The organism is Streptomyces sp. NPDC056361, assembly GCF_042262805.1.
Classification (GTDB): domain Bacteria; phylum Actinomycetota; class Actinomycetes; order Streptomycetales; family Streptomycetaceae; genus Streptomyces.
The window spans coordinates 1-17815 of record NZ_JBHJQI010000170.1; the positions used below are offsets into that span (position 1 = coordinate 1).

Genomic DNA, 17815 nt, shown 5'->3' on the forward strand with positions numbered 1-17815 from the left:
GGCACCAGGAGGTGCCGGGGCCCTTCGCGTGAAGGTCGGTCAGCGCCGGGGCACGGTGATCCGGTAGCCGGCGTCGAGGAGTTCGGGCAGGTAGCGGCGGAGCGCGGCGACGCTCTGGGAGCGGTTGCCGCCGGCGTCGTGGGAGAGCACGACGGCGCCGGGCGCGGCGCCGTCGAGGACGCGGCGGACGATGGAACCGGTGCCGGGTTCCTTCCAGTCCAGGGTGTCGACGGTCCAGGCGAGCGGCTCCATGCCGAGCTCGGCGCCGATCTCGAAGGAGTGCCGGTTCCAGGCCCCGTAGGGGGCCCGGTACCAGAGCGGCGCCGTGCCGAGCGTCCGCTCGACGACCTCGCTGGTGGAGCCGAGCTCGTCGCGGATGCGGGAGGGCCGCAGCTTGGGGATGAGGGGATGGGACCAGGAGTGGTTGCCGACGACGTGTCCGTCCTCGGCCATCTCCCGCAGCAGGTCCGGGTTGTCGACGGCCATCTCGCCGCAGACGAAGAACATCGCCCGGCACTCGTAGCGGCGCAGGGTCTCCAGGATGGCCGGGGTGTAGCGGGGGTCGGGTCCGTCGTCGAAGGTGAGCACCATCGAACGGCCGACCCCCGACATGCTCAGGAACGGCCGCTGCCGCACCGGCGGCACCGCGCGCCGGAACGCCGGCGGCGCGTAGGCGGTCATCGGCTGGAGCCGGTACGCCGTGGGGCGCAGTCGGGCGGCCGCGGCGGCCTGCGCTCCGGGGGCCGGCGCCGGGCCCGCTCCGCCGTGTCCCGCTCCGGGGGCGCCCCGGGGTGCGCGGGCGGCGTCTGCGGCCGGTTCGGGCGCGCCGAACCGGTCCGCCGCGAGGACGCCGACGGTGGCGGTGGCGCCGAAGGCGGCGGCGAGACGCAGCACCGCCCGGCGCCCGCTGTTCATCTGATCCTTTTTCATGACTAATGGTTCGTACGAGGGGGCCCCGCGCACCCCATCGACACCGGCCATCCGTCCGAAAACACCCGATGGGCGCATCGCCCCGGAGCCAGGGCGGAGCAGGGTGCGGGCGGTCTACTTCCCCATCACCAGGCCGTCCTTGTCGGCGCCGCGGCCCAGCACCACCTGCCGGATCGTGTCGCGGATCTCGGCCTGCCGGGCGTTGCCGGGGTCGGCGGCGCCGAGGTTGACCACGCGCCCGCGTGCGGTGTCGAACCACTGGGGGATGAACTCGGCCTTGGTGACCTCCCACCGCGCGCCGGGGGTCCGGGGCGGGGCGAAGGTGAAGCGGCCGAGGGTGCCCTGGTTGCCGCGCGGGTCGTAGGCGCCCTCGTGGTTGATCATGTCGCCGGCGATCTGGTCGCCCATCCCGTAGACGATCCAGGTGCCGTTGACCTTCTCGTAAGCCTGGGGAACGTGGGCGTGCGTTCCGACCAGGAGATCGATGTCCGGCCGGCCGCCGGTCTGCGAGGCGGTGAGCGCGCGACCGAGGGAGAGCTGCCGCTCGTCGGGCTCGGTCTGCCATTCGGTGCCCCAGTGCACGCTGACCACGACGACGTCCGCGCCGGCCGCCCGGGCGGCGCGCGCGTCGGCGACGACCTTCTTCTCGTCGAGCAGCTGGACCGCCCAGGGCTGCCCCTCGGGCAGCGGGTAGCCGTTGGTGTCGTAGGTGTAGGCGAGCTGGGCGACGGTGGCGCCGCCGGCCTTGAGCAGGGCGGGCCGTCCGGCCTCCGCGGCGGTGCGGGCCGAACCGGCGTGCCGGACGCCCGCCTTGTCGAGCGCGTCGAGGGTGCGGCCGAGGCCCGCGGCGCCGTCGTCGAGGGTGTGGTTGGAGGCCGTGGAGCAGGAGTCGTAGCCGGTGGCCTTCAGCGCCGCGGCGACCTCGGGCGGCGACTTGAAGGCGGGGTAGCCGGTGTAGGGCCCGCCCTCCTTCCCGTACACGGTCTCCATGTGGCAGAGGGCGAGGTCGGCCTGGGAGACGACGGGCTTCACCCCGGAGAGCATGGGGCCGAAGTCGTATCCCTCCCCGCCGGCGTCCTCGGCCGCGCGCCGGATGATCGAGTCGTGCGGGAGGACGTCGCCGGAGGCCACGAGGGTGAATCCGGTGGGTGCGGAGGCTCCGCCCGGTGCCGCGGACGGGGAGCGGCCCGCACCCGCCGAGGTCGCGGGCGTTCGTCCGCCCGGGCCGGTGCCGCCGGTGCCGCCGGTGCAGCCGGTCGCCGCCGCGAGCAGGACGGCGGCGAGCGCCACCGCTCCCGCGGGTCTGGTGCGTGAGGTCATGTGCGGCACTCCACCCAAATCATCTGATGAACATTTGTTCTGATGACTTGAGCTCGCGGAAAAGCCCCAGTCAAGGGTCAAGGCCGTACGGCGTCACGAACCCCACCGAAACGGACGCAACGACTCCGCCTGACCGTTCGCCGTACCATTCGCCGCTCGGTGCGACCGTTCGGCGCAGACCGCTGCCCGTTCCCTGTCCCCCGCCTTCCGCATGCGCTCGTATACGGCCCGGACGACGAGCCGCGGGAGAGGTGGGCGGGATGACGACGACCGACGAACGGACCCTGGAGGAGTTGCAGCGGGACCACGGCCCCGCGCTGCTCTCCTTCCTGCTCGGGCTGACCTACGGGGACCGCCAGCGGGCCGAGGACCTCGCCCAGGAGACCCTGGTGCGCGCCTGGCTCCACCCCGAGGCCTTCGACGGCGCCTACGCCTCGATCCGGCCCTGGCTCTTCACCGTGGCGCGCCGCCTCGCCATCGACGCCCGGCGGTCCCGGCTCGCCCGGCCCGCCGAGATCGGCGACGGCGTCCTCGCCGTGACACCCGACCCGGCCGACGCCACCGCCTCCGCCGAGGCCGCGCTCGATGTCCGCGCGGCCGTGCGGGAGTTGAGCCCGGAACACCGCGCGGTGCTCGTACGGCTCTACTTCCACGGCCTCACCGTCAACGAGGCCGCCGTGGACCTCGGCATCCCCGCCGGGACCGTCAAGTCCCGCTCGCACTACGCGCTGCGCCAGCTCGGCCGGTCGCTGCCCGGGTACCGGCCGCGCCGCGCGGGCGTTGCCCGGCCCCGGGCCGGGGCCCCACAATGACGCCGTGACGCTGACACTCGCCGCCGCCGAAAAGGTCCTCGCCGACAACTTCGCCCCCTGGGTGCTCGACCTGGGGCTCGCCGTCGAGTCGGTCTCGGCCGACGGTGCCGGGGCCGTGCTCCGGCTCCCCTGGTCCGACCGGCTCGCCCGGGAGGGCGGCGGCCTCTCCGGGCAGGCCCTGATGGCCGCCGCCGACACCGCGACGGTGATCGCGGTCGCCGCGGCCCGGGGCGGGTTCGTGCCGATGACCACCGTCCAGCAGTCCATCAGCTTCCAGCGCGCGGTCGTCGGCGCCGACGTCCTCGTGCACGCCCGGCTCACCAAGGCGGGCAAGCGGATGGCCTTCGCCGACATCACCATGACGGCCGACGGCACGGAGGAGACCGCCGCCCACGCGACCGCGGTGTACGCGCTCCTCGGCTGAGCCCCGGTCCGACCCGGCAAGGACCCCGCCACACCCGTCTCTCACACCCCGCGCGACCCGCCTGGCACCAGGAACCTCACCGGCACCGATCCGGCCGGGAAACGTATCCGAAACCACACGGGCGAGTTGAGCAAAGCGGGACCCGCGGGCGCCCTTCTCGGAGGAGGCTCTCCCCCGGGCCCTGACGTCCGGGTCCCCGACGTCCGGGAGAAGGTGGGAGCGTTGCTGCCCGAGAGCACGAACGGCGCCGGCGGCAGAGGAGGCGGCGACCTCGCCGTCCCGATGGCCTGGCTGTGCGCCGAGTACCTGGCCGACGAGGTGCTGCGGGCCGCCGCCCTCGTCGCGCCCGGCTCACTGGAGTACCGGGCGGGCCTCCAGGCCCTGGCCCTCACCGTCCACCTCTCCGGGGAGCCGGACGGACCGGCGGTCGGGTGGGCTGCCGGCCCCGCCGACGCCTGGCTGCGCCACACGGCGTACGACCGGCCCTGGCCGCCCTGGGTCGAGGAGCGCCTCGCCGCGCGCCGCGCGGCCGGCGGCGACGGCCCCGACCTGGCGCTCGCGCACACCGCCTGGCGCCGGCTGCGCGACACCTGGGTGCGCGCCGCCGACCTCGACGGCCGCACGGCCGGGGACCCGGCCGCCCCGATCGACGAGGACGACCAGGTCTGGCTCCCGGCCTGGAAGCTGGGCCTGCCGCTCGCCCACCTCTCCCTGCACCTGCGCTGACGGTGCCGAGGTACCTCCTACGGTGCCGAACGGTGGACCCCAGGGCGGTACTTGGGGACCCGTACCGTCACCTTCATCCCCGCCCCGAGCCCGGTCTCGATGACGAGGCCGTACTCCGTCCCGTACACCTGGCGCAGCCGTTCGTCCACGTTGGAGAGGCCGATGCCGGAGCCGGCCGGGTGCTCGCCGCGCAGGACGGCGCGCAGCACCTCCGGGTCCATGCCGATGCCGTCGTCCTCGACGGTCACCACGGCCTCGGCGCCCGCGTCCCGGGCGGCGATGGTGACGCGACAGCCCCGCTCCCGGTCCTGGAGCCCGTGCTTGACCGCGTTCTCGACCAGCGGCTGGAGGCAGAGGAACGGCAGCGTCACGGGCAGCACCTCGGGAGCGATCTGGAGCGTCACCTTGAGGCGGTCGCCGAAGCGCGCCCCGGCCAGCGCCAAGTACTGTTCGACGGACCGCAGTTCGTCGGCCAGGTGGGCGAACTCGCCGTGCCTGCGGAACGAATAGCGGGTGAAGTCGGCGAACTCCAGGAGGAGTTCCCTGGCCCGCTCGGGGTCGGTGCGGACGAAGGAGGCTATCGCCGCGAGGGAGTTGAAGATGAAGTGCGGCGAGATCTGGGCGCGCAGGGCCCTGATCTCGGCCTCCACGATCCTGGTGCGCGACCGGTCGAGCTCGGCCAGTTCCAGCTGCACGGAGGCCCAGCGGGCCACCTCCGTCGCGGCCCGCACCAGGACGGCCGACTCCCGCGAGCCGTACGCGACGAGCGCGCCGAGGACCCCCTCCTCGCCCGTCAGCGGGGCGATCACCGCCCAGCGCAGCGGGCAGGCGGGGTCGGCGCACCCGGTGTGCGCCGACCGGCTGCGGCCGGACTCCAGTGTCTCGGCCGCCTGCGCCGGCACGTGCGCGCGGTGGTGGTCCTCGCCCGGGCCGTCCCAGGCGAGGACCGCGCCCCGGTCGGTGAGGCACAGCGCCTCGGTGCCGAGCAGCGAGCGGAGCGTGCCGGCCGCCTTGCGCGCGGTCTCCTCGGTGAGCCCTGCGCGGAGCGGGGGCGCGGCGAGGGAGGCGGTGTGCAGGGTGTGGAAGGTCGCCCGCTCGACCGGCGTGCCGAGGCCCGGGTCGGCCGCGCGGCCGCCGCGCCGCGCGGCGAACCGCCCGAGGACGAAACCCGCGGCGAGCAGCACGGCCCCGGCCGCGGCCGCCGCGGCCCATGCGATGCCGCTCACCGGCGTGCCTCCCGTCGGTGCGGGGATCCGGTCATCGGCGGGCCTCCTGGGCGGGGACGGTGCCGGTGGCCTCCGGGCGGCCGGTGAACTCCTCGGGGAGGTGGAGCCGGGCGAGGATCGCCGGGGTGCCGGGCGGGATGCGGCGGGGCGTGGCGAGCGAGACGAGCACCATGCTGAGGAAGCCGAGGGGGACCGACCAGACGGCGGGCCAGGCCATCAGGGTGTGCGGCCAGCCCGCGGGGGCGAGTCCGGCCCGGGTCGCCATCACGGCGGCGAGGGCGGAGCCGCCGCCGAGCAGCAGTCCCGCCACGGCGCCCGGCGGGGTGAGCCGCCGCCACCAGATGCCGAGGACGAGCAGCGGGCAGAAGGAGGAGGCGGACACCGCGAAGGCGAGACCGACGGCGTCGGCGACCGGCACCTTGGACGCGACCACCCCGACGGCCAGCGGGACGGCGGTGGCGAGCAGCGTCGCGAGCCGGAAGTGCCGTACGCCGCGGGAGGGCAGCACGTCCTGGGTGAGGACCCCGGCGACGGACATGGTGAGCCCGGAGGCGGTGGAGAGGAAGGCGGCGAACGCGCCGCCGGCGAGGAGCGCCCCCAGCAGGTCGCCGAGGAGTCCGCCGAGGATCCGGTCGGGCAGCACGAGGACGGCGGCGTCGGCGGAGCCGGTGAGCGCGAGTTCGGGGGCGTAGATCCGGCCGAGGGCGCCGTAGAGCGGGGGCAGCAGGTAGAAGGCGCCGACGAGGCCGAGCACGACGAGGGTGGTGCGGCGGGCGGCGCGTCCGTGCGGGCTGGTGTAGAAGCGGACGGCGACGTGGGGCAGGCCCATGGTGCCGAGGAAGGTCGCCAGGATCAGTCCGTACGTGGCGTAGAGCTGGTGCCCGTCGCGGCCCCCCGCCAGCGGCTGGGACCAGCCGAGCGGGTCGGATCCGGTGGCCGCCCGCTCGGGCAGCGGCGCGCCGGGGGCGAACGACAGGGTGGTGCCGCCGAGGACGTGGTGGGTGCCGGGGGCCAGGGTGACGGTCCGGTCGGCGTACGCGACGGAGTCGACGCGGCCGGTGACGGTGACCGTGAGCGGGTCGTCGAACCCGATCCGTACGGTGTCGGCGACCCGGACGACGGTGTGGCCGCGCAGGACGGCCGGCGCGTCGAACCGGGCCCGGGGCGCCCCGTCCCCGTACCAGGCGGCGAGCAGGAAGAGCGCGGGGACGAGCAGGGCGGTGAGCTTGAGCCAGTACTGGAAGGCCTGGACGAAGGTGATGCTGCGCATGCCGCCCGCGGCGACGGTGCCGGTGACGACCAGGGCGACGAGGAGCCCGCCGACCCAGTCGGGGGCGCCGGTCAGGATCTCCAGGGTGAGTCCGGCGCCCTGGAGCTGGGGCAGCAGGTAGAGCCACCCGATGCCGACGACGAAGAGGCTGGCGAGCCTGCGGACCTGCGGGGATTCGAGCCGGGCCTCGGCGAAGTCGGAGAGGGTGTACGCCCCGGAGCGGCGCAGCGGGGCGGCCACGAGGACGAGCAGCACGAGGTATCCGGCGGTGTAGCCGACCGGGTACCAGAGCATGGCCGGTCCCTGGACGAGGACGAGGCCGGCGATGCCGAGGAAGGAGGCGGCGGACAGGTACTCGCCGCTGATGGCGGCGGCGTTGAGCCCCGGCCGGACGGTCCGCGAGGCGACGTAGAAGTCGGAGGTGGTGCGGGAGATCCGCAGGCCGAGGGCGCCGATGAGGACGGTGGCGAGGACCACGGCGGTGACGGCGGCGACGGCGTGGGCCTGGTTCACGCGGGCACCTCGCGCGTCCCGCCGGCGCGGGGACGTCCGACCGTGCTCACCGTTCGACGAGGCCCGTGAAGTCGCGTTCGTTGCGCTCGGCCCGGCGCACGTACCAGTGGGCGATGGCCCAGACGACCGGGTACACGCCGACGCCGAGGGCGGCCCAGACGAGCGCTTCGGGCGCGGGCAGCGCGAGCAGCAGCGGCAGGGAGCCGACGAGCAGGGCGAGCGCGCCGAGGGCGGTGAGCGCGGCGCGCAGCTGGCTGCGCATCAGGGAGCGGACGTAGGTGTGGCCGAGGGTGGTCTGCTCGTCGATCTCGGAGCGGGCAGGCGGGTGGACGGGGCGCCGTCCCGCGGGCCCCGGCACGGTCCGGGCGCCGTGGGCCGAGGCGTAGGTGACGGTCTCGCGCCGGGGTCTGCGCGGGGGGTGGTGCTCGGACATGGGGTCCGCTCCCGCCTCTCTCGACGACTTCCGACGGCTCGCGCGGGCGGCGGCACCGGCCCGGCGGACGCGTGGAGTCTACGCAGCGGGCTCCGGCCGCGGTAGACGTGCGGCCGGTCAGCCGCCGGCCCGGCGCATCAGGAGGTCCCGCAGGTGGCGGGCGTGCCGGCGGCTGACCGCGAGGTCGGTCGCGCCGACCCGGACGGACGTGGCGCCGCCGTCGAGCCGCAGTTCGTCGATCCGGGCGAGGGCCACGAGGTGGCTGCGGTGGATGCGGACGAAGCCCCGGGCCGCCCACCGCTCCTCCAGGGTGGAGAGCGGGATGCGGACGAGGTGGCTGCCGTGGTCCGTGTGCAGGCGGGCGTAGTCGCCGTGGGCCTCGACGTAGGCGATGTCGTCGACGGTGAGGAAGCGGGTGACGCCGCCGAGTTCGACGGGGATCTGCTCGGGGGCCGCCGGGACGGGGGCCGCGGTGGCGTGCACCAGGTCGTGGACGCGGCGGACGGCCTCGGCGAGGCGCTCGCGGCGGACCGGCTTCAGGACGTAGTCGACGGCCTTCAGATCGAAGGCCTGGAGCGCGAAGCCCTCGTGGGCGGTGACGAAGACGACGAGCGGCGGGCGGGCGAAGCCGGCGAGCAGCCGGGCGACGTCGAGGCCGGTGAGGCCCGGCATGTGGATGTCGAGGAAGACGACGTCGATGCCCTCGTCCCCGTCCGGGCCCGTCTCCAGGGCCCGTCCGATGCGGCGCAGGGCCGCGGTCGCGTCGCCCGCGCCCTCGGCGGTCCGCACCCGCGGGTCGGCGCGCAGCAGGTAGAGCAGCTCCCCGAGGGCGGGTTCCTCGTCGTCGACGGCCAGTACGCGCAGCATGCGGCGGAGTGTAACGGCCGGTACCGAGGGGGCGTCCTGCCGTTCGGTCCGGGCCGCGGGCTATTTGAGCAACTTCGAGAGGCGCCGGTCGGCGAGCGGCTTGCCGCCGGTCTGGCAGGTGGGGCAGTACTGGAGGGAGGAGTCGCTGAAGGAGACCTCGCGGATGGTGTCCCCGCAGACGGGGCAGGGCTCGCCGGTGCGGCCGTGGACGCGCAGGCCGCTCTTCTTCTCGGCCTTGAGACGGCCGGCGGCGAGTCCGTGGGAGCGGTCGACGGCCTCGCGGAGGGTGGTCCGCATCGCGGTGTAGAGGGCGGCGGTCTCGTCGGGGGTGAGGTTCCGAGTGGGCTTGAACGGCGACATCCGTGCGGCGTGCAGGATCTCGTCGCTGTAGGCGTTGCCGATGCCGGCGATGAGGCTCTGGTCGCGGAGCGCCCCCTTGATCTGCCGCCGTTCGCCGGCGAGGAGGGCGGCGAAGGCGTCGGGGCCGAAGTCCTCGGCGAGCGGGTCGGGTCCGAGGCGGGCGACGCCCGGCACGTCCCGGGGGTCCCGGACCAGGTGGACGGCGAGGCGCTTGGTGGTGCCGGCCTCGGTGAGGTCGAAGCCGTCGCCGCCGGTGAGCGCGGTCCGCAGGGCCAGCGGGCCCTTGCCCGGTTTCGGCGGTCCCGAGGGGAGCGGGTCCTGCCAGCGGAGCCAGCCCGCGCGGGCGAGGTGGACGAGGAGGTGGAGTTCGCCCGCCGGCCCCGAGGTGCCGAGGTCGAGGAACTTGCCGTGGCGGCCGACCGCGGTGACCTCGGCGCCCTCGACGGCGCTCAGGGGCGGGTCGTACGTCTTGAGGACGCTGATCGCGACGGGCAGGACTCGGGCGATCTCCTTGCCCACCAGGTGCGCGTCGAGGAACTCGCGCAGCGCTTCCACCTCGGGGAGTTCGGGCACGGCTCCACCCTGCCGCACGGGTGGCCGGGGCGCGCGTCAGGCGTCGGCCGGGCCGTCCTCCGGGGGGTCGAGCAGGTCGAGTTCGGCGCCGAGCGCGGCGGCGAGCCCGTCGAGGTCGGGGACGGCCTCGCCGTCGGCGACGAGACCGATGTGGACCCGGCCGCCGTACGGGGACATGGCGACGGCGAGGGACTGGCCGCGGGCGAGGGGGGCCATCGGGAACAGCGCGCGCAGCGGGGCTCCGCCGAGGGAGAGCGCGGTGCGGGGCAGGGGTACCTGGGTGATCAGCACGTCGAAGAGGAGCCGGGCGGCGCCGGCGGCGAGCGGGGCGCCGAAGCGGTGGGCGAGCGGGTGCAGTTGGTCGGCGAGGAGGGCGACGGCGCCCGCTCCCCTGAAGGGGCCCGCGGCCTTGTTGCGGTCCATCGCCCGCCGGACGGCGGCGAGCCGGGCGGCCGGGTCGGCTTCGGTGACCGGCAGGTCGAGGAGGTAGCCGGAGAGGCTGTTGCCGGGGCCGGGCGGGGCGCCGGGACGGCGGCGGGAGACTGGGACTAGGGCCCGGGGGTCGACGCCGGGGAGCGGCAGGCCGCGCCCGTCGAACCAGCGGCGCAGGGCTCCCGCGGTGACGGCGAGGAGGACGTCGTTGGAGGTGCCGCCGGTGGTGCGGCGGATCCGCTGGACGCGGTCGAGGTCGAGGGTGGCGGTGGCGATCCTGCGGGTGCCGCTGGAGTCGGCGGCGAACGCCTCGGCGGGGCGGGCGGCGCGGGCGAAGGAGGAGCCGACGACCGAGGCGCCGACCTCGACGGCCCGGCCGAGGTCGCCGAGGCGGTCCCGGGCGATGCCGAGGAGGCGTCCGGGGCCGGGGAGCCAGGAGCGCGGGGGTACGGGCCGGGGGCGGCCGGCGGGACGGCGGCCGGCGGCGATCTCGTCGAAGATGCCGGCGCCGATGGCGACGGCCCGCATGCCGTCGGCGAGGGCGTGGTGGAGCTTGACGAGGACGGCGAACGAGCCGTCGGGGGCGCCGGTGAGGAGGTACATCTCCCACGGCGGCAGACCGCGCTCGACAGGGCGTTCCATGAGTTCCGCGGCGAGCCGGGCGGTCTCGGCGGGGAAGTCGGCGCCGGGCAGGGCGATCTCGCGGACGTGGCGGTGTACGTCGAAGCCGGGGTCGGCGCTCCAGGCGGCGCCGCCGACGGGGATGAGGACGTCGCGGACGCGCATGCGGAGCCGGGGAACGGCTGCGGCGCGGCGGGCGAGGAGTTCGAGGACGTCGGGCGGCTGCTGGCCCGCGGTGGCGGGCGCGGGGCCGAAGTGGGCGAGGGCTCCGAGGTGCAGGGGGTGGTCGGTGGATTCCAGGTGCCAGAAGGCCAGGTCGAGCGGGGCCAGGAGTTCGGGGGCGGGCGGTTCGGGAGCGGGCGGCTGGGCGGCCGGTCGCTCGGGGGCCAGTAGCTCACTGCTGCTCACGGGTGTCCTCACGTCCTGCGCGGAGGGGCGGGAGAAGGAAGTCAATCGCGTACCGACAGTTACGGTCAAGTACGATTACTTCACGCTCAGTTAACAAACTCAACGCTCCAAGGTGAACTCGCACCACACGCACTTGCCGCCGCCCCGCGGTTCCACGCCCCACACGTCGGAGATCCGGTCGACGAGGAGCAGTCCCCGCCCGGACACCCCCGCCTCCCCCGCCTCCCGGCGCCGGGGCAGGGCGCTGGAACGGTCCTCCACCTCCACCCGCAGCCGCCGCACGGCACCGGCCAGGATCCGCAGGGTCACGATCGCCCCGCCGTCGGTGTGCATCAGCGCGTTGGTCATCAGCTCGTCCGCGACCAGCTCGATCTCGTCCGCGCGCTCCTCCGCGCCCCAGGCCCGCACCGCCGCCCTGACCATGTGCCGGGCCGAGCTCAGCGCCTCCGGGTCGCTCTGGGCCACGTGCTGCCGGAACCGTCCGGCCGGCACCGCGTACCCGCCGTCCCGGCGCAGCAGCAGGATCGCCACGTCGTCCTCGCCACCGCGGTCGGCGACCACGTCGCACAGGTGGTCGGCGAGCTGCTGGAGGTCGCCCGGGCCGCGCTTGACCAGCGAGCCGAGCCATTGGAAGCCCTCGTCGAGGTCGGCGCCCGGCTTCTCCACCAGACCGTCGGTGTAGAGCATCAGGGTCTGCCCCGGGTCCAGCTCCAGGGTCGTCACGGGATAGTCGAGGCGGCCGAACTCCGCCGAGAGCCCGAGCGGCAGCCCGCCCTCGACCGGGATCCTGCGGCAGCCGCCGTCGATCTCCCGCACCAGCGGGTCGACATGACCGGCCCTGACCACCTGGACGACCCCGGTGGCGAGGTCGACCTCGGCGTACGTGCAGGTGGCGAAGCGCTCGGTGTCCAGCTCGTGCAGGAAGACGGAGGCCCGGGCCATCACCGTGGCCGGCGGGTGGCCCTCGGCGGCGTAGGCGCGCAGCACGATCCGCAGTTGGCCCATGACGGCCGCCGCGTGGGTGTCGTGGCCCTGCACGTCGCCGATGACGGCGCCGACCCGCCCGCCCGGCAGCGGGATGATGTCGTACCAGTCGCCGCCGATGTCCCGGCCGAGCCGGGCCGAGCGGTAGCGGACCGCGGTCTGGGCGCCGGGCACCTCGGGGATCCGGCGCGGCAGCATCGCCTGCTGGAGCCCCTCGGCGAGGTCGTGCTCCTGTTCGTACAGCATGGCCCGCTGGAGGCTCTGGGCGATGCTGCTGCCGAGGGCGACGAGCAGGGTCCGCTCGTCCTCGCTGAAACCGGTCTTGTCGCTGTAGAGCAGCCCGAGGGCGCCGATGGGCCGGGCCTGGGCGATGAGCGGCAGATAGGCGGCGGCGGTGATGCCGAGCCCGCTGATGTGCGGCCAGAGCACCGGGAAGGAGTCGGCGAAGTCCCGGGGCGAGTCGATGAACCGGGGCCGCAGGGTGCGGATCACCTCGCTCATCGGATACGGCTCGTCCACCCGGGTGAACCGGGTGCCCGGCACGAAGGCGCCGGCGGGCCCCTCGGCGACGAGGTGGATGCGGCCCGCCTCCAGGAGGCCCATGACGAGGCTCGCGGCGCCGAAGTGCTCCAGGGCGTGCGAGTCGTTGAGCAGGTCGATGACGTCCTGCACGGTCCGGGCGTAGGCGAGGGCCGCCGTGGTGCCCTCGACGACGCCGGCCCGCTGTCTGCGCCCCTCGTCGAGGCCGAGCCGGGCGGCGGACTCGGTGAGCTCGTGGGTGGCGTCGCGCAGGACGCCGACGATCCGCACCGGGCGGCCCGAGTCGTCGCGGTGGACGAGGCCCTGGGTGTGGGTCCACTGGTGGCTGCCGTCCCGGCGGCGGATCCTGAAGTACGCCCCGTACTGGTCGGCGCCCTCCTTGAGCGCCTGCGCCACCATGGTGTCGAGGCGGCGGCCCTCGTCCGGCAGCACCCGCGAGCCGAGCGACTCGGGACGGTCGTCGTACTCCGCCCGGTCCATGTCGAAGACGTCGAGCGCCGCGTCATCCATGATCATCATGCCGCTGACCAGGTCCCAGTCGAACCCGCCCATCCGGAAGGCCGCGCCGAACTCGTACAGGATCCCTGCCCCGCCGGGCGACCCCTCCGGCGCACGGCGAAGCCGCTCGACCGCCTCCCCGCCCCCTCTGCCCGCGTTCATGGGGCCACGCTAGGCGCAGCTCCGCCCCTGCGCACCAGGAAGATCGGTTTCACCCTTCGAAGGTCTCCGGCCGGTCCGGCACCGCCCCCGCCGGGAAGAGCTCCTCCGGCGGCATCTCCCCATCCGGCACCGGCACGGTGTGCGGGTCCGCGGGCGGGTCGACGTGCGGCGCGTCCTGCGGGTCGGGGTAGGGGTCCGTCCGGGGATCGGCGTACGGGTCCGGGTAGGGCTCCGTGCCGGGGTCGGTGTACGGATCGGGGTACGGCTCCGAGGGCGGGGCGGGCGGCTCGCTGCCGGTGCCCGTGCCGCCGGTCCCCGAGGGGTCGGGTGCCGAGGCGGAGGGGACGGGGCGGGGCGGTACGGGGGCCGGGGAGTCCGGGTCGGGCGAAGTGCGGCGGTCCGGGGAGGTCGGGTCGGGGGTGGCCGCGTCGGCCAGGGTGCAGGCGTCCGGGTCGCAGGCCGGTTCGACGGCGGGCTTGCGGTCCTCGGCGCCGTCGCTGCCGGTCAGCCGCTCGATCCAGCTGCTGTCGGCGGCGTTCACGATGACGAGGCTGGTGACGACGGTCGTGGTCGGCCGGACGACGATGACGCGGTCGGGGTCGAAGCCGTCCCAGGGATCGCCCTGGTGGACGCCCTCCTTGACCGCGACCGGGGTGCGCAGCGGGTTGCCGCAGGCGCAGCGGACCCGCGGGGAGCCGTACTGGTCGACGAGGACCGCCGTGCCGCTCTGCAGGACCGACTGGAACGCGGCCGCCTTGCCTTCGCGGTACCCGTGGTTCGTGACCCGGACGTCGGCCCGCAGGACGACCGGGGTCAGTCCGCGCAGCCAGTTCCCGACGCCGGTCTCGGGAATGCCCGCGGCCTCCGCGAACGCACGGGTCTTGCCCTGGTCCGCGGCGAGGAACGCCGCCTGCTGCTCGACGTCGCAGCTGGCCTCCGCGCGCGTGCCGCCGTACAGGCCGGGCGTGGACCCGGCGACCTCGCGGGCCTGCCCGGACCCGTCGCCCGGTTCGCGGTCCGGGGCCGTCGCGCGCCCGGTGATCCGCGCGGTGGAGGCGGTGAACGGGTCGGGCCCGCCGGCGCCGACCGGCTGGAGCACGATGTCCTGCGAGAGGGCGGCCCGCGCCTGTTCGCCGCCTTCCCCCGCGTCCTCCGCGGCGGCGGAGCAGCCCGCGAGCAGCAGCGCCGAGGCGACCGCCGCGACCGCGGAGCGCGCGGCGGCGGGCGGGGCCGCGCGGCGGACCCGGACGACCGGGGCCGCACCGCGGGCGGCGGCGGTCGAGGCCGCACCGCGGGCGCCGGCGGTCGGGATCGCGTGGTCGGGGGCGGGCGCGGCCGTCCGGTCGGCGGCGGACGGGATCGCGCGGTCGACGGTCGGCGGGGCCGTCCGGTCGGCGGCGGTGCGCCGCGTCCGGCGCAAGGGGGTGCGCACCTGGTTCTCCCGCTTTCTCTCCCCGAGGCCTGGCGGCCCGGTTCCGGCCTGTCCTCCATGTGTGGCGCAGCGCGCGAGGCCCCGCAAGCGGAGGGAGGCCGACCGGGTCCGCCGCCACCCGGTCGGCCCGCACCGCCCGCCCTCCCCTTCCCTCCCTCCTCCCCTCCCTTTCTTCCCTTCCGCCACGACCTCCCCTCCGTCTCCTCTTCGTCCCCGCACGACCGGCCCACCACCCCACCTCCACTTGAACACGTTCAAGAAAAGTCCTACTCTCAACTCGCCAGTTGAACGCGTTCAAGTGGGGGGTGGTGACGCATGACCGCGCTGTCGGTCCTGGTGGCACCTGTCGTGATGCTCGGGATGCTCTGGGTCGTCCCGACGGGGCTCGGACTCCTCGGCGGCCCCAGGCCGCCGGGGTGGGACGCGCTCCGCCGGGCCTGGCCGTTCCTGGCGGCCCCGGGCGCGCTCGCGCTCTGGTTGCCCCGCTCGGGGCTCTCCACCGCACTCGCCGCGGTCTACGCGCTCGCCACCCTGGCGCTCGCGCTCCAGGCCCCGGCCCGCCTGTTCCTGACCCGCAGCCTGCGACCGAGGGAGACCGCCGTCCTCACGGCCCTGGTCGCGCCGTCCGTCGCCGGCCTCGCGCTGGTCGCCGAGCGGGCCGCGTACCCGCTGTTCGGCTTCGACCTGGAGCTGCTCGCGCTGACCGTCCCGCACTTCCACTTCGCGGGCTTCGCCGCGGCCCTGGTCGCGGGCCTCGCCTGCCGCGCCTCCGACGGCCCCGCGGCCCGCTTCGCCGCGCTCAGCGTCCCCGCCGGAACCCTGCTCGTGCTCGCCGGCTACTTCGTCGACGACTGGGCCGAACTCGCCGGGGCGGTCGTCCTGACGGCCGGGATGGCGGCGGTCGCCGTCCTGACCCTGCGGGAGCGCCGGGACCTCGCGGCAGACCCGCTCACCCGCGCGCTGCTCGCCGTGTCGGCGGTCGTCCTCGTCGCCACCATGGCGCTCGCGCTGAGCTGGGCCCTCGGCGAGGCGACCGGCCTGCCGCACCCGTCCCTGACCTGGATGGCCGCCACGCACGGCCTCGGCAACGCCCTCGGCTTCGCCGTCTGCGCCCTGCTCGCCCGCCGCCGCCTCCACCTCCACCTCCGGGAGGCGCGGCCCGCACCGCGCCTCCCCCGCCCCCGGGCAGCACAGTCCGCACCACGACTCCCCCACCCCCACCACCGGCGAACGGAGATACCGGCATGACCCGCCTCACGAGCGGCCTCTCCCGGCCCGCCCACCCGCGTCCGACCCTCACCTACCGCGAGGTCGAGGCCACCCGCACTCCGGAGGCCCTGCCCGGCGGGTACCACCTGCTGCGGCACAGCGTGGTCGTCGGCAGCGGGCGCGCCGCTTTCGAGACCGCCGGCGCGGCCGTCACCACCTGGCGGATGCACCGCGCCTCGGGGGCGACCGTCCGCAGCGCGGCGCCGCGCGCCGAGCCCGGCGTCTCCCTGGAGGTGTCGCTGGGCGTCGGCCGGTTCCGGCTCGCGGCACCCTGCTCGGTGATCTGGACGGCGTACGAGCAGAACCGCGTGGGCTTCGCCTACGGGACCCTGACCGGGCATCCGGAGTGCGGCGAGGAGTCCTTCGTCGTCTCGCTGGAACCCGGCGGCGCCGTCCGGTTCACGGTCACCGCGTTCAGCCGGCCCGCCGCCTGGTACACCCGGCTGGCCGGGCCCCTGATCCCGCGACTCCAGCTGGCGTACGCGCGCCGCCTCGGCCGGACCCTCCGGCGCCTCGTCAGGACGTGATCCGGGGCCGATACTGGAAGCGATGGAGTGGTTCACCGCACCCGACCAGTGGCTGAGCCGGATCGTCTTCCAGCGGGGCCTCGCCGGGCTGTACTGCGTGGCGTTCCTTTCGGCCGCCCTCCAGTTCCGGGCGCTGATCGGCGAGCGCGGCATGCTCCCGGTGCCGGAGTACGTGCGCCGGACGCACCCGCGGCACACGCCCTCCCTCTTCCACTGGCGCTACTCCGACCGGCTGTTCGCGGCGGTCTCCTGGTCCGGCGCCGCCTTGGCGCTCGCGCTGGTGGCGGGCGCCGGAGACGCGGTCCCGCTGGCCGTGTCGATGCTCCTGTGGTTCGTGCTCTGGGCGCTGTACCTGTCGATCGTGAACGTGGGGCAGACCTGGTACGCGTTCGGCTGGGAGTCACTCCTCCTGGAGACCGGTTTCCTCGCCGTCTTCCTCGGCAACGACGACACGGGCCCGCCCGTCCTGGTGCTCTTCCTGCTGCGCTGGCTGCTCTTCCGGGTCGAGTTCGGCGCCGGCCTCATCAAGATCCGCGGCGACTCCTGCTGGCGGAACCTGACCTGCCTCTACCACCACCACGAGACCCAGCCGATGCCCGGACCGCTGAGCTGGTTCTTCCACCACCTCCCGCGCCCGCTGCACCGGGTGGAGGCCGGCGCCAACCACGTCGTCCAGCTGCTCGTGCCGTTCCTGCTGTTCACCCCGCAGCCGATCGCCACCGTCGCGGCCGGGCTGATGGTGGCGACCCAGCTGTGGCTGGTGCTCTCCGGCAACTTCGCCTGGCTCAACTGGATCACCATCGTGCTGGCCCTGTCCGTCGTGGACGCCTCGCCGCTCACCGGCGCCCACCCCCAGCCGGATCCGCCGCTCTGGTACGTGGTGCTCGTCGCCCTGCTGACCGCCTTCGTCCTGGTGCGGAGCTACCGCCCGGTGCGGAACCTGCTCTCCCGGCACCAGGCGATGAACCGCTCGTACGACCCGTACCACCTGGTCAACACGTACGGCGCGTTCGGCACCGTCGGCCGGATCCGGGACGAGATCGTCGTCGAGGGCACCGACGACCCGGCTCCGCACCCGGGCACGGTCTGGCGGGAGTACGGGTTCAAGGGCAAGCCGGGCGACCCGCGCCGGCTCCCCCGCCAGTTCGCCCCGTACCACCTGCGGCTCGACTGGCTGATGTGGTTCGCGGCGCTCTCCCCCGGGTACGCGCGCGAGTGGTTCGGCCCCTTCGTCGAGCGGCTGCTCGACGGCGACCGGGACACACTGCGACTGCTCGCCCGCAACCCCTTCCCCGACGCGCCGCCGACGCACGTCCGCGCCCGGCTCTACCGCTACCGGTACACGACCTGGCGCGAGCTGCGCGCGACCGGGGCCTGGTGGCACCGGACCCTGGTGCGGGAGTACCTGCCGCCGACCCGGCTGCTGCGCGCGTCCGTGGACGACCGGTGAGGACACGCCTGTGCCCCCGGTCGCCGGAACGTGGGTTC

The 17815-nt window shown here is 75.2% G+C and carries 16 protein-coding genes; 6 read left to right on the forward strand and 10 right to left on the reverse strand.

Annotated features, from left to right (window positions below):
- Positions 1 to 39 precede the first annotated feature (39 nt).
- Both ACFCY7_RS35285 and ACFCY7_RS35290 read right to left on the reverse strand, forming a co-directional pair.
- Positions 40 to 930, reverse strand: coding sequence for a polysaccharide deacetylase family protein (locus ACFCY7_RS35285; protein WP_376490162.1), 891 nt, complete (start codon positions 928 to 930; stop codon positions 40 to 42).
- A gap of 114 nt (positions 931 to 1044) precedes the next feature.
- Positions 1045 to 2250, reverse strand: a complete 1206-nt coding sequence (locus ACFCY7_RS35290) for a CapA family protein (RefSeq protein WP_376490163.1) — start codon at positions 2248 to 2250, stop codon at positions 1045 to 1047.
- 260 nt (positions 2251 to 2510) lie between these two features.
- On the opposite strand from ACFCY7_RS35290, the gene ACFCY7_RS35295 reads away from it, so the two are divergent.
- The 3 genes from ACFCY7_RS35295 (at position 2511) to ACFCY7_RS35305 (ending at position 4212) form a co-directional block, all read left to right on the forward strand.
- A complete protein-coding gene (locus ACFCY7_RS35295; protein ID WP_376490164.1) occupies positions 2511 to 3062 on the forward strand; it encodes a sigma-70 family RNA polymerase sigma factor in 552 nt (183 codons plus the stop codon).
- Positions 3063 to 3066: 4 nt separating this feature from the next.
- Positions 3067 to 3486 (forward strand): PaaI family thioesterase, encoded by a 420-nt coding sequence (locus ACFCY7_RS35300; RefSeq protein ID WP_376490165.1) that lies wholly within the window; start codon positions 3067 to 3069, stop codon positions 3484 to 3486.
- Between the two features lie 222 nt (positions 3487 to 3708).
- Positions 3709 to 4212: a hypothetical protein gene (locus ACFCY7_RS35305; RefSeq protein ID WP_376490166.1), complete on the forward strand. Its 504-nt coding sequence runs from the start codon at positions 3709 to 3711 to the stop codon at positions 4210 to 4212.
- Between the two features lie 17 nt (positions 4213 to 4229).
- Here ACFCY7_RS35305 and ACFCY7_RS35310 read toward each other — a convergent pair whose 3' ends face one another.
- From ACFCY7_RS35310 to ACFCY7_RS35345, 8 genes are all read right to left on the reverse strand, one after another.
- Complete coding sequence (locus tag ACFCY7_RS35310; protein WP_376490167.1) at positions 4230 to 5438, reverse strand: histidine kinase; 1209 nt, start codon at positions 5436 to 5438, stop codon at positions 4230 to 4232.
- A gap of 31 nt (positions 5439 to 5469) precedes the next feature.
- Positions 5470 to 7221 (reverse strand): cation acetate symporter, encoded by a 1752-nt coding sequence (locus tag ACFCY7_RS35315; RefSeq protein WP_376490168.1) that lies wholly within the window; start codon positions 7219 to 7221, stop codon positions 5470 to 5472.
- A 46-nt stretch (positions 7222 to 7267) separates the two neighbouring features.
- Complete coding sequence (locus ACFCY7_RS35320; protein ID WP_376490169.1) at positions 7268 to 7654, reverse strand: hypothetical protein; 387 nt, start codon at positions 7652 to 7654, stop codon at positions 7268 to 7270.
- A gap of 117 nt (positions 7655 to 7771) precedes the next feature.
- On the reverse strand, positions 7772 to 8521 hold the full coding sequence (locus tag ACFCY7_RS35325; protein ID WP_376490170.1) for a LytR/AlgR family response regulator transcription factor: 750 nt from the start codon (positions 8519 to 8521) through the stop codon (positions 7772 to 7774).
- 60 nt (positions 8522 to 8581) lie between these two features.
- Positions 8582 to 9454 carry an Fpg/Nei family DNA glycosylase gene (locus ACFCY7_RS35330; protein WP_376490171.1) on the reverse strand — a complete coding sequence of 291 codons (873 nt, stop codon included), beginning with the start codon at positions 9452 to 9454 and terminating at the stop codon, positions 8582 to 8584.
- Between the two features lie 36 nt (positions 9455 to 9490).
- A complete protein-coding gene (locus tag ACFCY7_RS35335; RefSeq protein WP_376490176.1) occupies positions 9491 to 10897 on the reverse strand; it encodes a wax ester/triacylglycerol synthase family O-acyltransferase in 1407 nt (468 codons plus the stop codon).
- Positions 10898 to 11014: 117 nt separating this feature from the next.
- The gene (locus ACFCY7_RS35340) at positions 11015 to 13099 is read right to left on the reverse strand and encodes a SpoIIE family protein phosphatase (RefSeq protein WP_376490172.1); all 2085 of its coding nucleotides are present in this window, start codon (positions 13097 to 13099) and stop codon (positions 11015 to 11017) included.
- Positions 13100 to 13148: 49 nt separating this feature from the next.
- Positions 13149 to 14531 (reverse strand): DUF6777 domain-containing protein, encoded by a 1383-nt coding sequence (locus ACFCY7_RS35345; protein ID WP_376490173.1) that lies wholly within the window; start codon positions 14529 to 14531, stop codon positions 13149 to 13151.
- 324 nt (positions 14532 to 14855) lie between these two features.
- Here ACFCY7_RS35345 and ACFCY7_RS35350 point away from each other — a divergent pair, with 324 nt between their 5' ends.
- The 3 genes from ACFCY7_RS35350 to ACFCY7_RS35360 are packed head-to-tail and all read left to right on the forward strand — an operon-like array spanning position 14856 to position 17777.
- Positions 14856 to 15779 (forward strand): YndJ family protein, encoded by a 924-nt coding sequence (locus tag ACFCY7_RS35350; protein WP_376490177.1) that lies wholly within the window; start codon positions 14856 to 14858, stop codon positions 15777 to 15779.
- Positions 15776 to 16327: a DUF1990 family protein gene (locus ACFCY7_RS35355; RefSeq protein ID WP_376490174.1), complete on the forward strand. Its 552-nt coding sequence runs from the start codon at positions 15776 to 15778 to the stop codon at positions 16325 to 16327. Before ACFCY7_RS35350 ends, ACFCY7_RS35355 begins: the two co-directional genes overlap by 4 nt.
- A 22-nt stretch (positions 16328 to 16349) precedes the next feature.
- Positions 16350 to 17777 carry a lipase maturation factor family protein gene (locus ACFCY7_RS35360; RefSeq protein WP_376490175.1) on the forward strand — a complete coding sequence of 476 codons (1428 nt, stop codon included), beginning with the start codon at positions 16350 to 16352 and terminating at the stop codon, positions 17775 to 17777.
- Positions 17778 to 17815: the final 38 nt, after the last annotated feature.

Excerpts from the sequence above, each read along its gene's own strand:
- ACFCY7_RS35285 (WP_376490162.1), bottom strand. The coding sequence starts at position 930 with ATGAAAAAGGATCAGATGAACAGCGGGCGCCGGGCGGTGCTGCGTCTC.
- ACFCY7_RS35290 (WP_376490163.1), bottom strand. The coding sequence starts at position 2,250 with ATGACCTCACGCACCAGACCCGCGGGAGCGGTGGCGCTCGCCGCCGTC.
- ACFCY7_RS35295 (WP_376490164.1), top strand. The coding sequence starts at position 2,511 with ATGACGACGACCGACGAACGGACCCTGGAGGAGTTGCAGCGGGACCAC.
- ACFCY7_RS35320 (WP_376490169.1), bottom strand. The coding sequence starts at position 7,654 with ATGTCCGAGCACCACCCCCCGCGCAGACCCCGGCGCGAGACCGTCACC.
- ACFCY7_RS35325 (WP_376490170.1), bottom strand. The coding sequence starts at position 8,521 with ATGCTGCGCGTACTGGCCGTCGACGACGAGGAACCCGCCCTCGGGGAG.
- ACFCY7_RS35340 (WP_376490172.1), bottom strand. The coding sequence starts at position 13,099 with ATGAACGCGGGCAGAGGGGGCGGGGAGGCGGTCGAGCGGCTTCGCCGT.
- ACFCY7_RS35355 (WP_376490174.1), top strand. The coding sequence starts at position 15,776 with ATGACCCGCCTCACGAGCGGCCTCTCCCGGCCCGCCCACCCGCGTCCG.
- ACFCY7_RS35360 (WP_376490175.1), top strand. The coding sequence starts at position 16,350 with ATGGAGTGGTTCACCGCACCCGACCAGTGGCTGAGCCGGATCGTCTTC.